The following is a 17,194-nucleotide window of genomic DNA, read 5'->3' on the forward strand; positions in this document are numbered from 1 at the left end:
TTTTTGACCGTTTGGTTTAGGTCAAAATGAGAATTGTCTATACCTAGAGCAGAGTTATTGCCGGGCAAGCTTGTCTGGGTTTCAACCCAGCGTCACTTACGTTTTCCTGCGCGAGGCTGTGGCCGCGTCGGGATTTCCTTGAGCAATCCCCCCACCCCCATCGCAGCAATGTCATCGCCCGTGACGGTGATTCCACAAGCCACACGGCTGAGAACCCAGTCGGCCCCGTTTAGCGCAGGGGACCGCGCGCACCCCGGCAGGCCAATCACTGGCCGCGCTCCGATCCGCCCGGAAAACAACAAGTTGCCGGGATCCACAGGCATGCCAAACCGGTCCACCTGCCCCCCAGCTGCGCGCACCGCACTGGGGGCAACATCGTTCACATCCGAGGTGGCAGAGCCGGTCAGGATCATCGCTATCTCGCCCTCAACGCGCGCAACGGCTTGGGCCAACTCCGCCGTGTCGTGCCGCACGATCTGCACATCGCTCAGGTCCATGCCAAGCGCCTCGACCCGGCCCCGGATCGCCTGAATGCCCTTTTCGTTTGGCGGCCCGCCGGGAATGTCCGTGACCACCAGACCGGCGGTCTTGTAGGTCGGCGCGATCAGCCGCACCGCATCCCGCGCCGCGTTACAGGCCGTGATCACATCCGCTTCTGGAACAGCGTATGAGATCACCTTGATCGTCGCGACCATGCCGCCATCGGTCATTTGCTGCATCTGCGGCACGGTGGCGACGGTGATCATCGGATGCACCCGGTTGAACGCCTCGATCGCCGACACGTCGAGTTCGACCACACCCGGCCCATCTGCCAACAGATTGACCCGCCCGGTGAAAGGGGCTGTCACGCGCAGACCTGCGGATTGCGGATCGCTGGCCAAGGCCGCTGCCAAACGCCCCGCCGCTTCATCCTCGTGCAGATCGCCCTGTTCCAGCCGGGCAACCGTGACCTCATTGATCCCGGCGGCGCGCAGTTCCGTCAGATGATCGGCCTCTAGCCAGATCCCCTTGCGGAGTTTCCGTTTCGTCGTCGTCACCGAATGCGCCAGAATGGCCCCTTGAGCCTGTTCCAGCGGGACGGGTCCGAATTTCATGCCTTGCCCCGCAGCACAGCCGTCATTTCGCCCAAAATCGCCACCGCGATCTCGGACGGACCTGCCGCGCCGATGTCGAGACCGATGGGTCCATGGATGCGATCAATCTGATCGGTCGTGAACCCCGCCGCCTGCATACGCTCCACCCGCTTGGCATGGGTGCGGGTTGAACCGAGCGCTCCGATGTAAAACACATCCGCGGCCAAGGCAGCCTGCAATGCGGGATCGTCCAGTTTGGGGTCATGGGTCAACAGCACCAGCGCCGTGCGTGGATCAAGGCCCAACTTGGCCACCGCCTCATCCGGCCAGTCGTGCAGGATCTGCTCACCCGGGAACCGCTGATCCGAGGCAAAAGCCTCGCGCGGGTCGACAATCACCGGATCGTAGCCTGCAATGCGTGCCATCGGCACAAGGGCCTGGGCGATATGCACCGCGCCAACCACGATCAGGCGAAGGGGCGGGTTGTGAACGGCCACAAAGGTGTCACCATCCTCCGCAAAACCCGACCGATCCATGCGCATCCGCTCGGCATATCCATCGCGCACCAGCCGCCGTTTGCCAGTTGTGATATTGACCTCATAGGCCACCGCATCACGCCCGGCGCGGATCTGGACCAGCTCGGCCAGCATGTCTTCACTCAGCACCTTGCCCACCGGCTCGACCAGCACCCGGATGGTGCCGCCGCAGGCCAACCCCACGGCAAAGGCATCCTCGTCGCTCACGCCAAACTCCAACAGCCGCGCCTCGCCCTCTTCGATGGCTTCGATTGCCTCGACAATTACCGCGCCTTCGACACAGCCACCCGACACGGACCCTTCGATCCGACCATCGCCGCCGATCACCAGTTGCGAACCAACCCGTCGCGGCGCGCTGCCCCAGGTCTGCACCACCGTCGCCAGGGCCGCGCCAACCCCCTTGCGATGCCAGGTCAGGGCGGTCTCGGGGCTGCTGTCAAATCTGTCCATCACGTGGCTCCTGCGGCGTCATGCCTGCACAACATAAGGACAAATTCCGCAAAGAAAAGCGACCCGGCGGGGAACGCGTGGTCCGCCGGGCCGCAACTGCGGGACAACCCGACCCTTTGCGTCTGACTTGAATTGCTTGTTCGCTGTCTCACGCTACGCTCGAACGCGAAAAGCAATGCATGTCCATGTTTAAACGCAAAGGGCCGGGATAGCGCGGGATGCCCCGCAGGCAGAGGGCCCATCGGGGCGGGCCCTCTGTTCCAGTGTTACTCAGCCGGTTGCACCTGCGCCGGGGCGCCGGTCAGTCGTTCGGGCAAGGCAAAGGCCAGCGCAACAAAGCCAAGGCCCAGAACCAGCCCCAGGATGTCCCCCGGCAAAGCAGTCAGCCCGTCGTATTTGGCACCGGGCACCGCGCCAAGCGTGACTTTGCCGCCTGCAATCGCGTCCAGCAGACCCGAGGATTTCCATGCCGGATAGGTCACCATGTACGCGGCAACGCCCAACAAACCGCCCGCGATGAAGAACAAGGCATCCTTGCGGCCCGAAGCGGCGGCGACCACGCCGGTGCCCGGGCAAAAGCCGGACAGAGCCCAACCAGCGCCAAGGAGCAGACCGCCCAGAAACACGCCCCCATAAGCAGCTTTGACCGACATGTGGCCCACATCAACAAGGCCCAGCATCTGGCCGCCAAACATCAGGACCGAACCAACCCCAATGGCCAGCACGATCGATTTGGCCAGATTCAGATTGGTCAGGTTCAGCATGGCCCCGATAAAGGACGGGTTCGACGCGCCAACGCGATCAAGCACCGCGCCAAAGGCGGCGCCAATCACAAGTGCAAGTAGAATGGTGGTCATGGCTCAGGCCTCCTTTTTGAAGAGCATCAGGGACACGGGAACAGCCGCAGCAAAGGCGCCAGCGGCAAAGATGTAACCGGACACGGCCGTCTGCATCATGCCCGACATCATGTGCCCCGACGTGCAGCCCCCCGCGAGACGTGCGCCGTAGAGCACGATGAACCCGCCAACAAAGGCCGCCGTGTAGCGCTTGATCCGGCAGTCGCCGAAATTGGCCCGCCACAGCGCAGGGACCCGACGATCCCCCGCCGGGATACCGCCACGCGCCAAGGCTGACAGTAGCCCGCCAATCATCATCGCGATGACAAACACAAAGCTGTAGTTCAGCGGGTTCGACACCGCCTTGGCGTATTTGCCGCCTGATTTCGCCAGATAGGCGTTGGTCGAGGTAAAGCCGTCTTCGGTCTGCGTCACCAGTCCAGGGTTCACTGCATCCGCAACGATCCCGTCCAGGATCACAAATTGCGTCGACACGCCAATCGGCTTGACCAGCCACACGGCGGCAAAAAACACCAGCCCCAGCAGCAGCCCGCCAACCTTCCAGTTCAGTTGCATGGGATTTCCTTTCCAAAATCACATTCCGATTCTGAAATATGATATACATTCCATTTTCGGAATGATTTAGATCAAAGTGACGCAGGCCACGCCCCGGGGTTGTGCGATTCTTTTGCGCAGCCTATCGTGACGATGCCTAACCTTATGGCATGGTGCGGTTTTTCCTCGCCCAAGACTTTTCCGATCCATACTCAATTTCAGGAGCGTTCCATGTTGAAACACTTGCCCAAACTGGCTGCTGCGGCCTGCGTGCTTGCCGCGACAACGGCCCAGGCTGAAAAATTCGAACCCTACGGCGCGGTCGAAGGCTGGAACATCTATGCCGACACCGAAAAGAAATCCTGCATGATCGAAAGCAAGGATGACTTTGGCAACGTGGTGCAGATGGGGCTGACCGCAGACCGTGGCGTGGCCTACATTGGTGTCTTCACCCAAGCCGAAACCAACATCAAGAAAGGCGACAAGGAAGCCGTCGCCATTGTCTTGGGCGACAAGATCTATGTCGGTGAAGCCACCGGCATGCGCGGCAACATCACCAAAGGGTATTCGGGCGGTTATGTGCTGACCGACGATCCGGCCGTGATCGAGGCTGTGGCCAAGGAATACGTCATGTCGGTGTTTCCGGAAAAGGAATACGGCTTTGTCGTGAACCTCAAGGGCACCTACAAGGCGATCGAAGCCGCAGCCAAGTGCAACCAGGAACAGCTGCAGTAAGCAGCATTAGGGAAGCGCGGCCATCAACCGCGCTTTTTCGCCCACATCATCGGGGCGCGAGATCACCTCGGCCAGCTCTTGCAACGAGGCAATGGAATGACCCGCGCGGAAGCTGTCTACATGAGGCAGCATCGCCGCGATCCCTTGGGCCTTGGGTGCAAACCCCTCCCACCGCAGAAGCGGGTTCAGCCAGATCAGCCGCCGCGCCGACAGGTGCAGGCGCTGCATCTCGTGACTCAGCTGATCGGGTGCATCCCGGTCCAGCCCGTCGGTGATCAACAGCACCACTGCCCCCTGCCCCATCACACGCCGCGACCAGTCACGGTTGAACTCGTGCAGGCAAGAGCCAATCCGCGTGCCGCCCTCCCAATCCTGCGCCTCGGCGCCCGCGGATTTGAGCGCCGCGTCCACATCGCGCTGCGCCAAATGGCGGGTGATATTGGTCAGGCGTGTGCCAAACGTGAAGGCATGCACCTTGGCCCAGCCGGCCCCCTTGGCGTTGCTCACAGCATGGAGGAAATGCAGGATGACGCGGCTATACTGACTCATCGACCCTGAAATATCGCAAAGCACCACCAGATTGGGCCAGCGTGGGCGTGGTTTCAGCCGTGAGATGTCATGAATTTCACCGCCCTGCCGCATCGACGCGCGCAGGGTGCGCCGCCAATCCACGCGTGTCCCGCGCAAGCTGGCCATACCACGCCGCGACGGGATCGGCTTCACCGGCAAGGACAGCTGCGCCAGCATGCGCTTGGCCTGAGCGATCTCTTCGGTGCTCATCAGTTCGAAATCCAGCGTCCTGAGCCGCTCTTCACCAGACATGGTTCGCGAGGCGTCGATCTCGATCTCGGTTTCTTCAGAAGACTCGCCCTCTTCCTGCGGTGGAGCTTCCCGCTCTACCCCATCCAGCAGCGCCTCGGCCGCGCGGCGCTCGGCCGCCTGGGCCTCGCGATCCTCTTGCACCCCGCGAATGGCAGGCAACATCGCGGCCATCATCTGCTCCAGATACCGCGGGTCACGCCAATAGAGGCGAAAGATCTGGGCAAAGACCTCGCGGTGTTCGGGCTTGTTCACGAAACAGGCATGCAGGGTCCAGTAAAAGTCGCGCTTCTCGGTGAACCCCGCCGCCTCGACCGCGTGAATGGCGTCAATCACCCGCCCCGGTCCTATGGGCAGCCCGGCCTTGCGCAGGGCACGCGCGAAATGGGTGATGTTCTGAGCGAGCTTGGGTTGCTCGGGGATGTCCAGGGGGATCTGCTCTGCCATGTCACGCCCATACGGGGCTCTGCCCCCCGCCTTCGGCTCCCCCCGGAGTATTTTTGAAAAGATGAAACATCAGGCCGGAGCAAGGCTGGCGTGGGCTTGATCCAGGATGCGTTTGGCCTCGGAGCCTTGCATCTTCTGAATATCATCCTGGTATTTCAGGATCGCTCCAAGCGTGTCTGCGATCACCTCGGGGCTCAGGTTGATGACATCCAGCGCCAGCAGGCATTTGGCCCAGTCGATGGTTTCCGCTACGCCCGGTTTCTTGAACAGATCCTCGGTCCGCAATTGCTGGACAAAAGCCACGATCTCACGAGACAGGTTTTCGGCCGCCTCGGGCGCGCGGGCGTTCAGGATTTCCACCTCGCGCTCAAAATCCGGGTAGTCGACCCAATGGTAAAGGCAGCGGCGTTTGAGGGCATCATGCACCTCGCGCGTGCGGTTTGAGGTCAGGATCACCACCGGTGGTTCAGGCGCTTTGATGGTGCCAAGCTCGGGGATAGTGACCTGAAAATCGCTGAGGGCTTCGAGCAGGAAGGCTTCGAACGGCTCATCCGTGCGGTCCAGCTCATCGATCAGCAACACCGGCGCGCCGTTTTCATCCGGGCGCATCGCCTCCAGCAGTGGACGCTCCACCAGGAACTCGTCCGAAAACAGCTCGGTCTGCAGCGCCTTGCGGTCAGCCCCGCCAGATGCCTCGGCGGTACGGATCGCAACCATCTGTGCGGGAAAGTTCCATTCATAAACAGCGGAGGAGGCATCCAGCCCCTCGTAACACTGCAACCGGATCAACCTGCGCCCCAAGGCCGCGCTGAGCGCCTTGGCAATCTCGGTCTTGCCGACGCCCGCCTCACCCTCCAGAAACAAGGGCCGCCCCAGCTTGAGCGACAGGAACACCACGGTCGCCAGCGCCCTGCCGCAAACATAGCCTTGGGCGGTCAACTGCTCTTGGACCGCATCGATCGAATTTGGAATGGTCATGCTCTCTCCCCTTGATGCCCAGATGGGCACGAGCGTGCGCTGCTCGTCAACCGCTCTTGCGGTCGCATTCGAAAGCAAACTAGATCGCCGTGACCCGCTGTCCAAGAGTTTGCGAAATGTTGACGGATTCGCGCGCAAATGTCATGAATTGGGAAACAATCAGCGCCCAAAGAATGGCGCCCAACAGGTATGGATCGGGGCAGACGTGGTGAAGAGTGGACCGGCATATGGGCCGGAGGAGAGCCGGGCATGAAAATCACGGCCGTGACCTGCGTCAAGAACGAAGGGCCCTTCCTGCTGGAATGGATCGCCTTCAACCGACTGATCGGGGTGACCGATTTTCTGTTTTATTCCAACGACTGCACGGATGCGACCGACCGCCTGTTGGACCTGTTGCAGGACCGTGGCATCGTGCGGCATCTGCCCAACCCCGCCGAGGGGCGCAACTATCAGATGGAGGCGCTCAAGGCCGCCGCGCATGAGGACATCGTGGTCGATGCTGATTGGGTTTGGATCGCGGATGTGGACGAATTTTTGAACATCCACGCAGGCGATCACACCATCCCGGCGCTGATTGAGGCTTGTGGCAACCCGCAGGCCATCAGCCTGTCGTTTCAGTTCTTTGCCAATGACGGGATCGAGGACTTCGAAGACAAGCCCGTGATCCAGCAATTCACCCGCTCGCACAACCCCGATCTGTGGGGCGGCGAAAGCGCGGCAGAGGTCAAGACCCTGATCCGAAGCGATTTTCCCCTTCAATACTACGGCGCACACCGCCCGTTCTTTCGCAAGAAGCTGCCGCCGAAAAAACGGCCCAGCTGGACTGACGGCTCGGGCCGGGATGTGCAGCACCGGTTCAAGGTGGCCGCAAACCCGCGCCGCATTCGCAAGTTTCCGGCCCGCGGCGCGCGGGATTTGGCGACGCTGAACCACTATGCGCTGCGCAGCCTCGACAGCTATCTGGTCAAAAACGATCGGGGCGACGTAAACCGCGAGCACCGCAATTTCGACGACAGCTATTGGCGCGACCGCAACGACCCGGCCTGGCAGGATTTGAGTATCCAGCGCTATCTGCCCGATCTGGAGCGCGAGCTGGCCACCTTGAAATCCGACCCCGAGATCGGCGCGTTGCATGACGAGGCGGTGGCGCTTCACCGTGCCAAGCGAGACGAACTGCTGAAGATGGCGGAATACCAAGCCATGCGAGATCAGCTGCGCGCGGCCTCGACCCTGCCACCTGCCGAAGAGAAATTGTTGCAACGACTGGGACTGACCGCATGAGCCGCTTGCGCGTGATCAACCTTGGCCTGCCGAAATCGGGCACCACCACATTGGGACAGGCACTTGCGGCCTCGGGGTTGAAGGTGGCGGATTGGAAAATCCATGACCACCAGACCGAGATCGAAGAGCTGCGCAATGATTTCGTCGGACGCTTGATGTATCGCGGCTATTTCAAGAAGGGCGACCCGCTTCATTTCATGCATGAATTCGACGCCTTCACCGAAATCAGCATGATTGCCCGTGGCTTCAACGAATGGCCGCAGACCGATTGGGGGTTGCTCAGCACGATCATCGACAAGCATCCCGGCGCCAAGTTCCTGTATTCCAGTCGCCCGCCCGAAAATCTGGTGGATTCTATGTTACGATGGTCAAACCTGGGCAAGCGCCGTCTTCCGATGTACCAGGTGCCCGGCATGCCCGAGGGTTATGGCTATGAGGTGGATGAGCTGATCCGATGGATCGACGGACATCAGAGGTTCTGCCGCCGGGTTTTTGAAGGCACCGACAAGTTTCTGGAATACGACATCACCGACCCTGACGCTCCGCAACAGATTGGTGAGTTTCTGGGGATCGAAATCAAATGGTGGGGCAAGGCCAACGACCAGGCGGAACGCATCGCCGAGAAATTGGCGGCAGGAAAGAAACCCTGATGCGACTCTATCTTCATATCGGTCCCGAGGTAGCTGGCGCTCAAGCGCTGCAAGAGGTCCTGTCATCCAAGCGCGAGCAGCTGCGTTCAAAGGGCGTTTTGTACCCGCGCAGTCCTGGCAACAAAGGCCATACCCGGTTTTTCATGGCGATGACCGATCCGGATCATGTCGACCCACTGCGGTTCAATCGCGGGTTTGCCAGCCCCCAGAAACAGGCGCAACTGCGCGAAGACATGATGCATGGCTTGCAAGGCGAGATCGCGCAGGCTCGCCCGGACGTGGTGATCCTGTCAGCGCCGCAACTGGCGACATCCATTCACCGTCCGTCCGAGATGCAGCGCATCCATGATATTCTGCGCCCCCTGTCCGATGACATCCGGCTGTTGACATATGTCGATGATCCGGCCCGATTGCTGTTGAACCACTACGCGGCGCAACTGGCCGAGGGCCGCGCCGCCCCATTGGATCTGGAGCTGAGACTGTTGGACAGCCCCGATTGGTGGTCGGCTTGTGTGACGGCAATGCCCCGGATCGACCCGATGGCAGGTGTGTTCGAAGAAACCCAAGGCCCGGCCTTTTGGCTGGACACCCTCTCCTTGCAAAAGCAATGGGAGGCTGTCTTCGGCGCTGGTGCCTTGAATGTTCGGCCATATGCTGACGATCTTTTTGCACCCGACACGATCACCGATGAAATTCGCGCTGCATTCGACATCTCGGAAACGATCGGCCGAGGACAGGCCCTGCCCGAAAACGCACCCATGTCGGCCGCATGGATGACCCGCGCGCAAAAATTCAATGCCATTCTGCTCAAGCTTTTGGCGCAGGGTGAGCGCCATGTCCCTCGTCAGTTGTGGCGCAGTCTTGTGTCAGAAATCGCCGTGCCCGGCTCGGCGCCCAACCCAGGTAGCCTGTCACAGGTTTCCAAGCGGTTCCAAAAGACCAACAGCACCCTGGCGCTGCACCACCCAGAACTTGATGACGACACTTTTTTAGCCGCTCAGCCTTGTGATCCCTGGGTCGAAGCAGACCCGGAGCGTGGATTTCGAGCGTCGCAATATCTGTTGTCGTTTCTGTTTCGCATCGAAAAGGCGACAAAAGACAAGTTTGCTCAACGGCTCGAAGAGCTGGCGGACCGCGGCGCGGTTTCAACCGCTCCCACCCCACCGCCAGCCCCGGCCGACGCACCGCCTGTCGATGGCTTGACCGAAACCGCCAGGGCGCTGATGCCGCCGCAGGCCGTTCAAAACTTCGAGAAGCTGAAAACCTCTTCGTTTGCCCCGCACAACCGATTGGGCGCGGTGGATGAAGAACAGCTTGCCGCCGCGTACACGCAGGTCCCCCCGCGCGATCTGCCCAAGGGGCGCAGCGGCAATGTCATCGTGGGCTGTATGAAAAACGAAGCCCCCTACATCGTGGAATGGGTCGCTTATCACCGGTCGATGGGGGTCGACAATTTCCTGATCTACACAAATGACTGCTCGGACGGCACGTCCGAAATCCTGGACCGATTGCAGGACATGGGCGTTCTGCAGCACCGTAACAACGATGACTGGAAGGGCAACTCGCCCCAGCAATACGCGCTCAACCAGGCCCTGAAAGAGCCGGTGATCAAAAACGCCGACTGGATCTTGCACATTGACGTGGATGAATTCGTGAACGTGCGCACCGGCAACGGCACTTTGCAGGATTTCTTTGATGCGGTGCCGGATGCCACCAATGTGGCGATGACCTGGCGGCTGTTTGGTCACAACAACATAAACCATCTGGCCGATGAGTTCGTGATCGATCAGTTCGACACCTGCGCGCCGAAATTCTGCCCCAAGCCACATACGGTCTGGGGCTTCAAGACGATGTTCAAGAACATCGGCGCCTATGAAAAAATCAGCTGCCACCGCCCCAACAAGCTGGTCGAAGACAAGCGCGGCGATGTCCGATGGGTCAACGGCTCGGGCCGCGACATGACCGGTGAGGCCGTGGACAATGGCTGGAGAAACTCCAAGAAATCAATTGGCTACGACCTGATCCAGCTCAACCACTATGCCCTGCGCAGTGCCGAAAGCTATCTGATCAAACGGCAAAGGGGGCGCGCCCTGCATGTGGATCGTTCCATCGGGTTGAATTATTGGATCCGCATGGATTGGTCGGATTATCGTGATGTCACCATCAAACGGAACCTCCCCCGCCTGCGCAGCGAATATGACCGGCTGATGCAGGATGAAACCCTGCGCAGCTGGCACCTCAAGGGGTTGGAATGGCACCGCGCCAAAGCTGTCGAATTACACGGCATGCCGGAATTCGAAGAATTGTATCAACAGGCCCTGAGGGTCAAACTGACAGAAACCGAGCGCGTGGCCTATGCGCTTGCCTTGGACCTGGAGAGCTAAGTGATGGTCGAGACGCAAAACTCGCAACCCCAAGATCAAAACCCGTCAGACGACCAACCCAAACGCAAACGGATGCATTGGTGCCGGGACATGAGGTTTCCCGGCGATATCATCTCGTTGCCCGCACAGGTGCGTCGGTCCCTGCGCAGGGGTCATTATGAACATGGCGAAGCAGAAGCCGCGCTCAAATTGATCCGCAAAGGAGATGTGGTGCTGGAACTGGGGGCTGGAATCGGTTTCATGTCGACCTTGATTTCGACCCAGACCCGCGCCCAAGCGGTACATTCCTTCGAGGCCAATCCCGGTTTGATCGACTATATCCGCGAGGTTCACAGGCTGAATCGCGCAAAGAAAGCCCATCTGCATCACGCCGTTCTGGGCGATAGGGACGGCATGGCCACATTCTATTGTCGCGAGGACATCCTGTCCTCCTCACTCGACCCCACGGATGGCGGCGCCGATACCACACCGGCACAGGTTCCGATGCGCGATGCCAATGCCGTTTTCGCCGAGATCAAGCCAACGGTTCTGGTCTGCGACATCGAAGGCGCCGAAGTCGATCTGCTGCCGAAATTGAACCTCAGCGGGTTGCGCGCCTTGCTGATCGAGTTGCACCCACAATGGATTGGCAGCAAGGGTATCAAGGACATCTTTCAGTTGTTGCATGAACAGGGCTTGGTCTTCTTCCCCAAATTTTCGTCGGGAAAAGTGGCGGTGTTCCGCAGCAACTGGTAACCCCGATGCGTGTGCTTGCCGTCCTGACCGTCCGAAACGAGGGGGCTTTCCTACTGGAATGGCTCGCCCACCATCGTGCGGTGGGGTTCACCGATTTCCTGGTGTTTTCAAACAACTGCCAGGATGGCACCGACCGCATATTGGATCGTTTGCAAGAGCTCGGACATCTGACGCACTTACCCAACGATGGGCCTTATGACAAACGAGGTATCCAGTTCACCGCGCTCAAGGCGGCCGGAAAGCACAAACTTGTCAAAGAGGCCGATTGGATCCTGCCGTTGGATGTGGACGAGTTCGTCAACATCCACACCGGCCAGGGAAAGGTCACCGACCTGATAGCCGCCCTGCCCGACGCCACAGCCATCACGCTGACCTGGCGCCTGTTCGGCAATGCCGAAACCATCCGGTACGAGGATACGCCCGTGACGCAGACCTTCACGCGGTGCGCGCCTGCGGTGATGTTCTGGCCCTGGCGGGCATCAATGTTCAAAACGCTCTACCGCAACGATGGCATCTATTCGAAACTGGGGGTCCACCGCCCGCGCAGCCCTGACCTGGACCGTCTGGATGCGGTCCGCTGGTTCGACGCCAACGGGCGCGAGTTGGACGAACAGTTCAAGCTCAAGCGCCTGTTTTCCAACTATGGGCGCGACAACTATCAGATGGCGCAACTCAATCACTATCCCTTGGGCGCGATGGAAAGCTATGTGCTCAAGGCCGATCGCGGCCGCGCCGTGCACTCTGAGCACATGCTTGATGTCGACTATTGGGTGGAACGGAACTTCAACACCGACACCGATGACACAATCCAGCGTTATGACGAAAAAAGCACCCAACTGCGGCACGAGCTGCACGCGGATCCGATGCTCGCAAAGCTGCACAAACGCGCAGTCGACTGGCGGCGAAACCGCTTTCAGAAGTTGATGGAGCAGGAACCCTACCGGGCGCTTTTGGCACGGTTGATGATGACTCCACCCTCTCGCCCGATCAGCGCTGCTACGGCGCGAACACTGACGGGTTTCGCCAACCTGGGGCGTCTGCGGGCCAAATCCCAGCAAAGCGGAAACGACCCGAAACCGACCTGAGTTTTTCCCATTTTGGCCTCATTCTCAGCCTAGAGCTATTGGAAACAACTGGCCCGTAAAGCGGCTGGAGTTTCGAGGATGAGTAAATGCAGGACGCAAAAACCAGTATCGACACCTCTATTGCAGGCTACCGACGCGCCGTATGGAAGCGCAAGCTGCTAGAGCAGGCCGATGCCGAAGGCATGTCGCAGGAATTGGGCGAAGACCACTTCGCGACTTTCATCGACCGCGACGCCACTCTTGTCGTCACGTTTGAGACGATGCAGGGCATTCGCGCCATGTCGGAAACCCAACAGCCGTTTGGATTCGACTTGGTGAAGACGCAAAACTGGTCGCATCTGTGCATCGTTTCGGATGGCGACACCTGGTTTCGCGATCCCAAGGTCTATGGCTTTTTCGACCGCCTGATCGACGACGGCTTTTTCGAAGATTTCGACCGCGTGGTATTCTACGGCGCGGGCCCGTGCGGCTATGCGGCCGCTGCCTTTTCAGTTGCCGCTCCGGGCGCGACCGTGGTTGCTGTTCAGCCCCAGGCGACGCTGGATCCCAACATGACCGAATGGGACGATCGCTTTGTCGAGATGCGCCGCACCTCATTCACTGATCGCTACGGCTATGCGCCCGACATGCTGGATGCCGCCGATCATGCCTTCATTCTGTATGACCCTCAGCAGACGTTGGATGCGATGCATGCAACTCTGTTTGAACGCCCGAACGTCACCCGCCTGCGCATGCGCAACATGGGGGGTGAGCTGCAGTCGCGCCTGCTTGACATGAACCTGCTCTATCGTCTGCTCGCGATGGCAGGGACCGGCAAGCTGAGCGCGCGCAGTTTTTTCCGTCTCTACCGCGCCCGCCGGTCCTATCCGCGGTACCTGCGCGGCCTCGTGGGGCAGTTGGATTCGGCCGAGCGGTTCTATCTCAATACGCTGTTGTGCCGGAACGTGACCGCGCGCATGCCAGCGCGCCGGTTCCGGGCGCGGCTGGAAGAGCTGGAACAGATGGCCCAACAAGGCACTTTTGCCCCGCCGCCCCCAGCCGCAGGCTGAGCCCACCGAAATCCAAGGAAAACCCCCGGGCCATCAGGCTTGGGGGTTTTCCGTTCGGACCCGCTGTGCTAGCCGGGGCACATGACCCAGAGCCTCACGATCCGCCGCCCCGACGACTGGCATCTGCATCTGCGCGATGGCGCAATGCTGCAGGCCGTCCTGCCCGAAACCGCCCGCCATTTTGCCCGCGCCATCATCATGCCGAACCTGGTGCCGCCCGTGGTCAAAGGGGCCGATGCTGCCGCCTATCGCGATCGCATTCTGGCAGCCATGCCCGAGGGCATGACCTTCGAGCCGCTGATGACGCTTTATCTGACCGAAGACACCGACCCCGAGGACGTGGCCGCTGCCCACGCCAGTGGTCTGGTCAAGGCGGTCAAGCTTTACCCGGCAGGGGCCACAACCAATTCGTCCTCGGGCGTGAAAGACTTCGACAAAGTTCGCCCGGTGCTGGAAAAGATGGCCGAGATCGGTCTGCCGCTCTGCTGCCACGGCGAGGTCACGGACCACGACATCGACATCTTCGACCGTGAAGCGGTGTTCATCGACCGTGTGCTGGATCCGGTGCGCAAATCCACCCCCGGCCTGCGCGTCGTGATGGAGCACATCACCACCGCCGACGGTGTCGACTATGTCAAAGCCAACGAGGCCGATCTGGGCGCCACCATCACCACGCACCACCTGATCATCAACCGCAACCACATCCTGGTTGGCGGGATCAAGCCGCATTACTACTGCCTGCCCGTCGCCAAACGCGAAGAGCACCGCCTGGCGCTGGTCAACGCCGCCACATCCGGCGACGCACGCTTCTTCCTCGGCACCGACTCGGCGCCCCACACAGACGCCAACAAGGAAATGGCCTGCGGCTGCGCGGGTTGCTTCACGGCGACCAACACCATGTCCCTGCTGGCCGAGGTGTTCGAAAAAGCCGAAGCGCTCGACAAGCTCGAAGCCTTCACCTCGCGCAACGGCCCCGGATTCTACCGCCTGCCGGTAAACGAGGATACGATCACGATCACCAAAGGCGATGTCGTAACGTACCCTGACAAGATCGAAAGCGGCGATGGTCCCGTCACCGTCTTTGATGCCGGTTTCCCACTGCATTGGCACGTCTCCTGACGTCACCCTTCGAACTCCACTTTCGCCAGAGGCCCCTGCTCGCGCCTCTGGCATCTGCCCCAAGGATGTCACGATGATCCCAACCTCTTACCCCCCCTCCGAAGAGATCGCCCGCCTGACCGCCCGCATGCTGCTGGAAATCAAGGCCGTGCACTTCAACTCGCGCGAGCCCTTCACGCTGGCCTCGGGCTTGCCCAGCCCGACCTATATCGACTGCCGCAAGCTGATCTCTTACCCGCGCATCCGCTCGACGCTGATGGACTTCCTGACCGTCACCGTCATGCGCAATGCCGGATTTGAGGCGTTTGACAACATCGCCGGCGGCGAAACTGCTGGCATCCCCTTTGCCGCCTTTGTGGCTGAGCGGATGGCCCTGCCGATGACCTATGTGCGTAAAAAGCCCAAAGGTTACGGTCGCAACGCCCGCATCGAAGGCGCGATGAGCGAAGGCGAACGTGTTCTGCTGGTCGAGGATCTGACCACTGACGGCGGCTCGAAACTGTCGTTTGTTGATGCCATCCGCGACACGGGTGCCACCTGCGGGCACACGGCGGTGATCTTCTACTACGGCATCTTCCCCGAGACCGAAAAGACCCTTGGCGATCACGGCGTGCAGTTGCATTCGCTGTGTACCTGGTGGGATGTCCTGGCCGAGGCCAAGTCGCAAAACGCCTTTGACGTGGAAACGCTGACAGAGGTCGAATCCTTCCTGAACGACCCCCGCGCCTGGCAGGAAGCCAACAAATCCTGACCTGAGGTCAGATTTGGCATTGGCGGGTTTCCGCAGCGCGGTTTCCTGCCCCTCACCACAAAATGTTGGATTTTTGCCCTGATCCCCGTCAATATGATGGGGGTCAGGATATTCACATCTTATCCACACAAACATACAATTTGCTAGGAATCCCGTGCCTCGGCTATGACCTTGTGCTCAAGGGGATGCACACACCAAAATGAACGAGATCAGCAACATCGAGCAGGTACCGGCGCAGGTCCAGAATGCCGATACGATGCCACATTCGGTCGAAGCAGAACAGCAACTGCTGGGCGCGATTCTGACCAACAATGACGTCTACGACCGGGTGGCATCGGTCATCGGACCGCAGCATTTCTACGACCCCGTGCACGCGCGCATCTATGAGATCGCCGCCGCACGGATCGCCAAGAACGCACTGGCCTCGCCGGTCACCCTCAAGGCCTTCATGGAAGACGACGAGGGGCTCAAGGAACTGGGCGGTCCCGCCTATCTGGTCAATCTGGCTGCCGCCTCGATCTCGGCCTTTGCCGTGCGCGATTATGCGCAGATGATCTATGATCTGGCGATCCGGCGCGAGCTGATTGGATTGGGTCGCGATATCTCGGACAAGGCCGCCAAGGTCGATGTCGCCTCGGAACCGCGTGAACAGATCGTCGAGGCCGAACAGAAGCTCTACAAGCTGTCCGAGCAGGGCCAGACCGAAAGCGGGTTCGTGTCGTTCCTCAAGGCCGTGACCGAAGCGGTCAACACCGCCAACGCCGCCTATCAGCGCGACGGCGGTTTGGCCGGTGTCTCGACCGGGCTGATCGACCTGGACAAGAAACTCGGTGGCCTGCACCCGTCTGACCTGTTGATTCTGGCCGGTCGTCCCTCGATGGGAAAAACTTCGCTTGCAACCAACATCGCCTTCAACGTCGCCAAAGCGTACAAGAAGGGCATTCGCCCCGACGGCACCGAGGGCACCGTTCAGGGCGGCGTTGTGGGCTTCTACTCGCTGGAAATGAGCTCGGAACAGCTTGCCGCGCGTATCCTATCCGAGGCGGCCGAAGTGCCATCCGAGCAGATCCGCCGTGGTGACATGACCGAGATCGAGTTCCGCCGCTTTGTCGACGCCGCCAAATCGCTTGAGGCCTGCCCGCTCTTCATCGACGACACGCCAGCCTTGCCGATCAGCCAGCTGGCCGCCCGCGCCCGGCGCCTGAAGCGGACCCACGGGCTGGATCTGTTGATCATCGACTATTTGCAGCTCTGCCGCGGTACGGCGGACAACAGGGTGCAGGAAATTGGCGAGATCTCGATGGGCATGAAGGCCATCGCGAAGGAGCTCAACATCCCTGTCATCGCCTTGTCCCAGCTTAGCCGGACAGTGGAAAGCCGCGACGACAAACGCCCGCAGCTGTCGGACCTTCGTGAATCCGGCTCGATCGAGCAGGATGCCGATGTGGTGATGTTCGTGTTCCGCGAAGAATACTATGTGGAACGGGAAAAGCCGTCGGATGACCGGCTCGAGGAAATGGCTGCCTGGCAGGAACGTATGGAACGCCTGCACGCCCGGGCCGAGGTGATCATCGGCAAGCAGCGGCACGGTCCCATCGGCTCGGTGGACCTGTCGTTTGAAGGTCAGTTCACCCGCTTTGGCAACCTCGCCAAACCTTGGCAACAGGACGGCGAAGAAGGCGGCTATTGAGCCCCCTCCCGATCACACGAC

Annotated in this window: 16 protein-coding genes; 10 read left to right on the plus strand and 6 right to left on the minus strand. The window is 60.4% G+C overall.

Annotated features, from left to right (window positions below):
• Nucleotides 1–92: 92 nt before the first annotated feature.
• The 4 genes from TRM7615_RS03480 to TRM7615_RS03495 form a co-directional block, all read right to left on the minus strand.
• Nucleotides 93–1,094: a molybdopterin-binding protein gene (locus tag TRM7615_RS03480; protein ID WP_108785531.1), complete on the minus strand. Its 1,002-nt coding sequence runs from the start codon at nucleotides 1,092–1,094 to the stop codon at nucleotides 93–95.
• A complete protein-coding gene (locus TRM7615_RS03485) occupies nucleotides 1,091–2,059 on the minus strand; it encodes an XdhC family protein (protein ID WP_108785532.1) in 969 nt (322 codons plus the stop codon). The genes TRM7615_RS03480 and TRM7615_RS03485 overlap by 4 nt, the downstream gene beginning before the upstream one ends.
• A gap of 266 nt (nucleotides 2,060–2,325) precedes the next feature.
• Nucleotides 2,326–2,916: a DUF6691 family protein gene (locus TRM7615_RS03490; protein WP_108785533.1), complete on the minus strand. Its 591-nt coding sequence runs from the start codon at nucleotides 2,914–2,916 to the stop codon at nucleotides 2,326–2,328.
• Nucleotides 2,917–2,919: 3 nt separating this feature from the next.
• The gene (locus TRM7615_RS03495; RefSeq protein ID WP_108785534.1) at nucleotides 2,920–3,471 is read right to left on the minus strand and encodes a YeeE/YedE thiosulfate transporter family protein; all 552 of its coding nucleotides are present in this window, start codon (nucleotides 3,469–3,471) and stop codon (nucleotides 2,920–2,922) included.
• 210 nt (nucleotides 3,472–3,681) lie between these two features.
• Between TRM7615_RS03495 and TRM7615_RS03500 the strand changes: the two genes are divergently transcribed.
• Entirely contained in the window at nucleotides 3,682–4,185 is a 504-nt protein-coding gene (locus tag TRM7615_RS03500; protein ID WP_108785535.1) for a hypothetical protein, read from the plus strand.
• Between the two features lie 6 nt (nucleotides 4,186–4,191).
• Here TRM7615_RS03500 and TRM7615_RS03505 read toward each other — a convergent pair whose 3' ends face one another.
• On the minus strand, nucleotides 4,192–5,451 hold the full coding sequence (locus tag TRM7615_RS03505) for a vWA domain-containing protein (RefSeq protein ID WP_108785536.1): 1,260 nt from the start codon (nucleotides 5,449–5,451) through the stop codon (nucleotides 4,192–4,194).
• A gap of 69 nt (nucleotides 5,452–5,520) precedes the next feature.
• Nucleotides 5,521–6,429 (minus strand): AAA family ATPase, encoded by a 909-nt coding sequence (locus TRM7615_RS03510; protein WP_108785537.1) that lies wholly within the window; start codon nucleotides 6,427–6,429, stop codon nucleotides 5,521–5,523.
• A gap of 249 nt (nucleotides 6,430–6,678) precedes the next feature.
• Between TRM7615_RS03510 and TRM7615_RS03515 the strand changes: the two genes are divergently transcribed.
• The 9 genes from TRM7615_RS03515 to TRM7615_RS03555 all read left to right on the plus strand — a co-directional run bounded on the left by TRM7615_RS03515 (nucleotide 6,679) and on the right by TRM7615_RS03555 (nucleotide 17,173).
• On the plus strand, nucleotides 6,679–7,710 hold the full coding sequence (locus TRM7615_RS03515) for a glycosyltransferase family 2 protein (RefSeq protein ID WP_108785538.1): 1,032 nt from the start codon (nucleotides 6,679–6,681) through the stop codon (nucleotides 7,708–7,710).
• Complete coding sequence (locus tag TRM7615_RS03520) at nucleotides 7,707–8,360, plus strand: sulfotransferase (RefSeq protein ID WP_108785539.1); 654 nt, start codon at nucleotides 7,707–7,709, stop codon at nucleotides 8,358–8,360. Before TRM7615_RS03515 ends, TRM7615_RS03520 begins: the two co-directional genes overlap by 4 nt.
• On the plus strand, nucleotides 8,360–10,744 hold the full coding sequence (locus TRM7615_RS03525; protein ID WP_108785540.1) for a glycosyltransferase family 2 protein: 2,385 nt from the start codon (nucleotides 8,360–8,362) through the stop codon (nucleotides 10,742–10,744). The genes TRM7615_RS03520 and TRM7615_RS03525 overlap by 1 nt, the downstream gene beginning before the upstream one ends.
• A 3-nt stretch (nucleotides 10,745–10,747) precedes the next feature.
• A complete protein-coding gene (locus TRM7615_RS03530) occupies nucleotides 10,748–11,479 on the plus strand; it encodes an FkbM family methyltransferase (protein WP_235824011.1) in 732 nt (243 codons plus the stop codon).
• 5 nt (nucleotides 11,480–11,484) lie between these two features.
• Complete coding sequence (locus TRM7615_RS03535) at nucleotides 11,485–12,564, plus strand: glycosyltransferase family 2 protein (protein ID WP_108785541.1); 1,080 nt, start codon at nucleotides 11,485–11,487, stop codon at nucleotides 12,562–12,564.
• An 86-nt stretch (nucleotides 12,565–12,650) separates the two neighbouring features.
• Nucleotides 12,651–13,613: a phosphoadenosine phosphosulfate reductase gene (locus TRM7615_RS03540; RefSeq protein ID WP_108785542.1), complete on the plus strand. Its 963-nt coding sequence runs from the start codon at nucleotides 12,651–12,653 to the stop codon at nucleotides 13,611–13,613.
• Nucleotides 13,614–13,694: 81 nt separating this feature from the next.
• The gene (gene pyrC / locus TRM7615_RS03545) at nucleotides 13,695–14,732 is read left to right on the plus strand and encodes a dihydroorotase (RefSeq protein WP_108785543.1); all 1,038 of its coding nucleotides are present in this window, start codon (nucleotides 13,695–13,697) and stop codon (nucleotides 14,730–14,732) included.
• Nucleotides 14,733–14,805: 73 nt separating this feature from the next.
• Nucleotides 14,806–15,483 carry an orotate phosphoribosyltransferase gene (locus TRM7615_RS03550; RefSeq protein ID WP_108785544.1) on the plus strand — a complete coding sequence of 226 codons (678 nt, stop codon included), beginning with the start codon at nucleotides 14,806–14,808 and terminating at the stop codon, nucleotides 15,481–15,483.
• Nucleotides 15,484–15,682: 199 nt separating this feature from the next.
• On the plus strand, nucleotides 15,683–17,173 hold the full coding sequence (locus tag TRM7615_RS03555) for a replicative DNA helicase (protein ID WP_108785545.1): 1,491 nt from the start codon (nucleotides 15,683–15,685) through the stop codon (nucleotides 17,171–17,173).
• Nucleotides 17,174–17,194: the final 21 nt, after the last annotated feature.

It is taken from the genome of Falsiruegeria mediterranea M17 (assembly GCF_900302455.1).
Taxonomy (GTDB): Bacteria; Pseudomonadota; Alphaproteobacteria; order Rhodobacterales; family Rhodobacteraceae; genus Falsiruegeria; species Falsiruegeria mediterranea.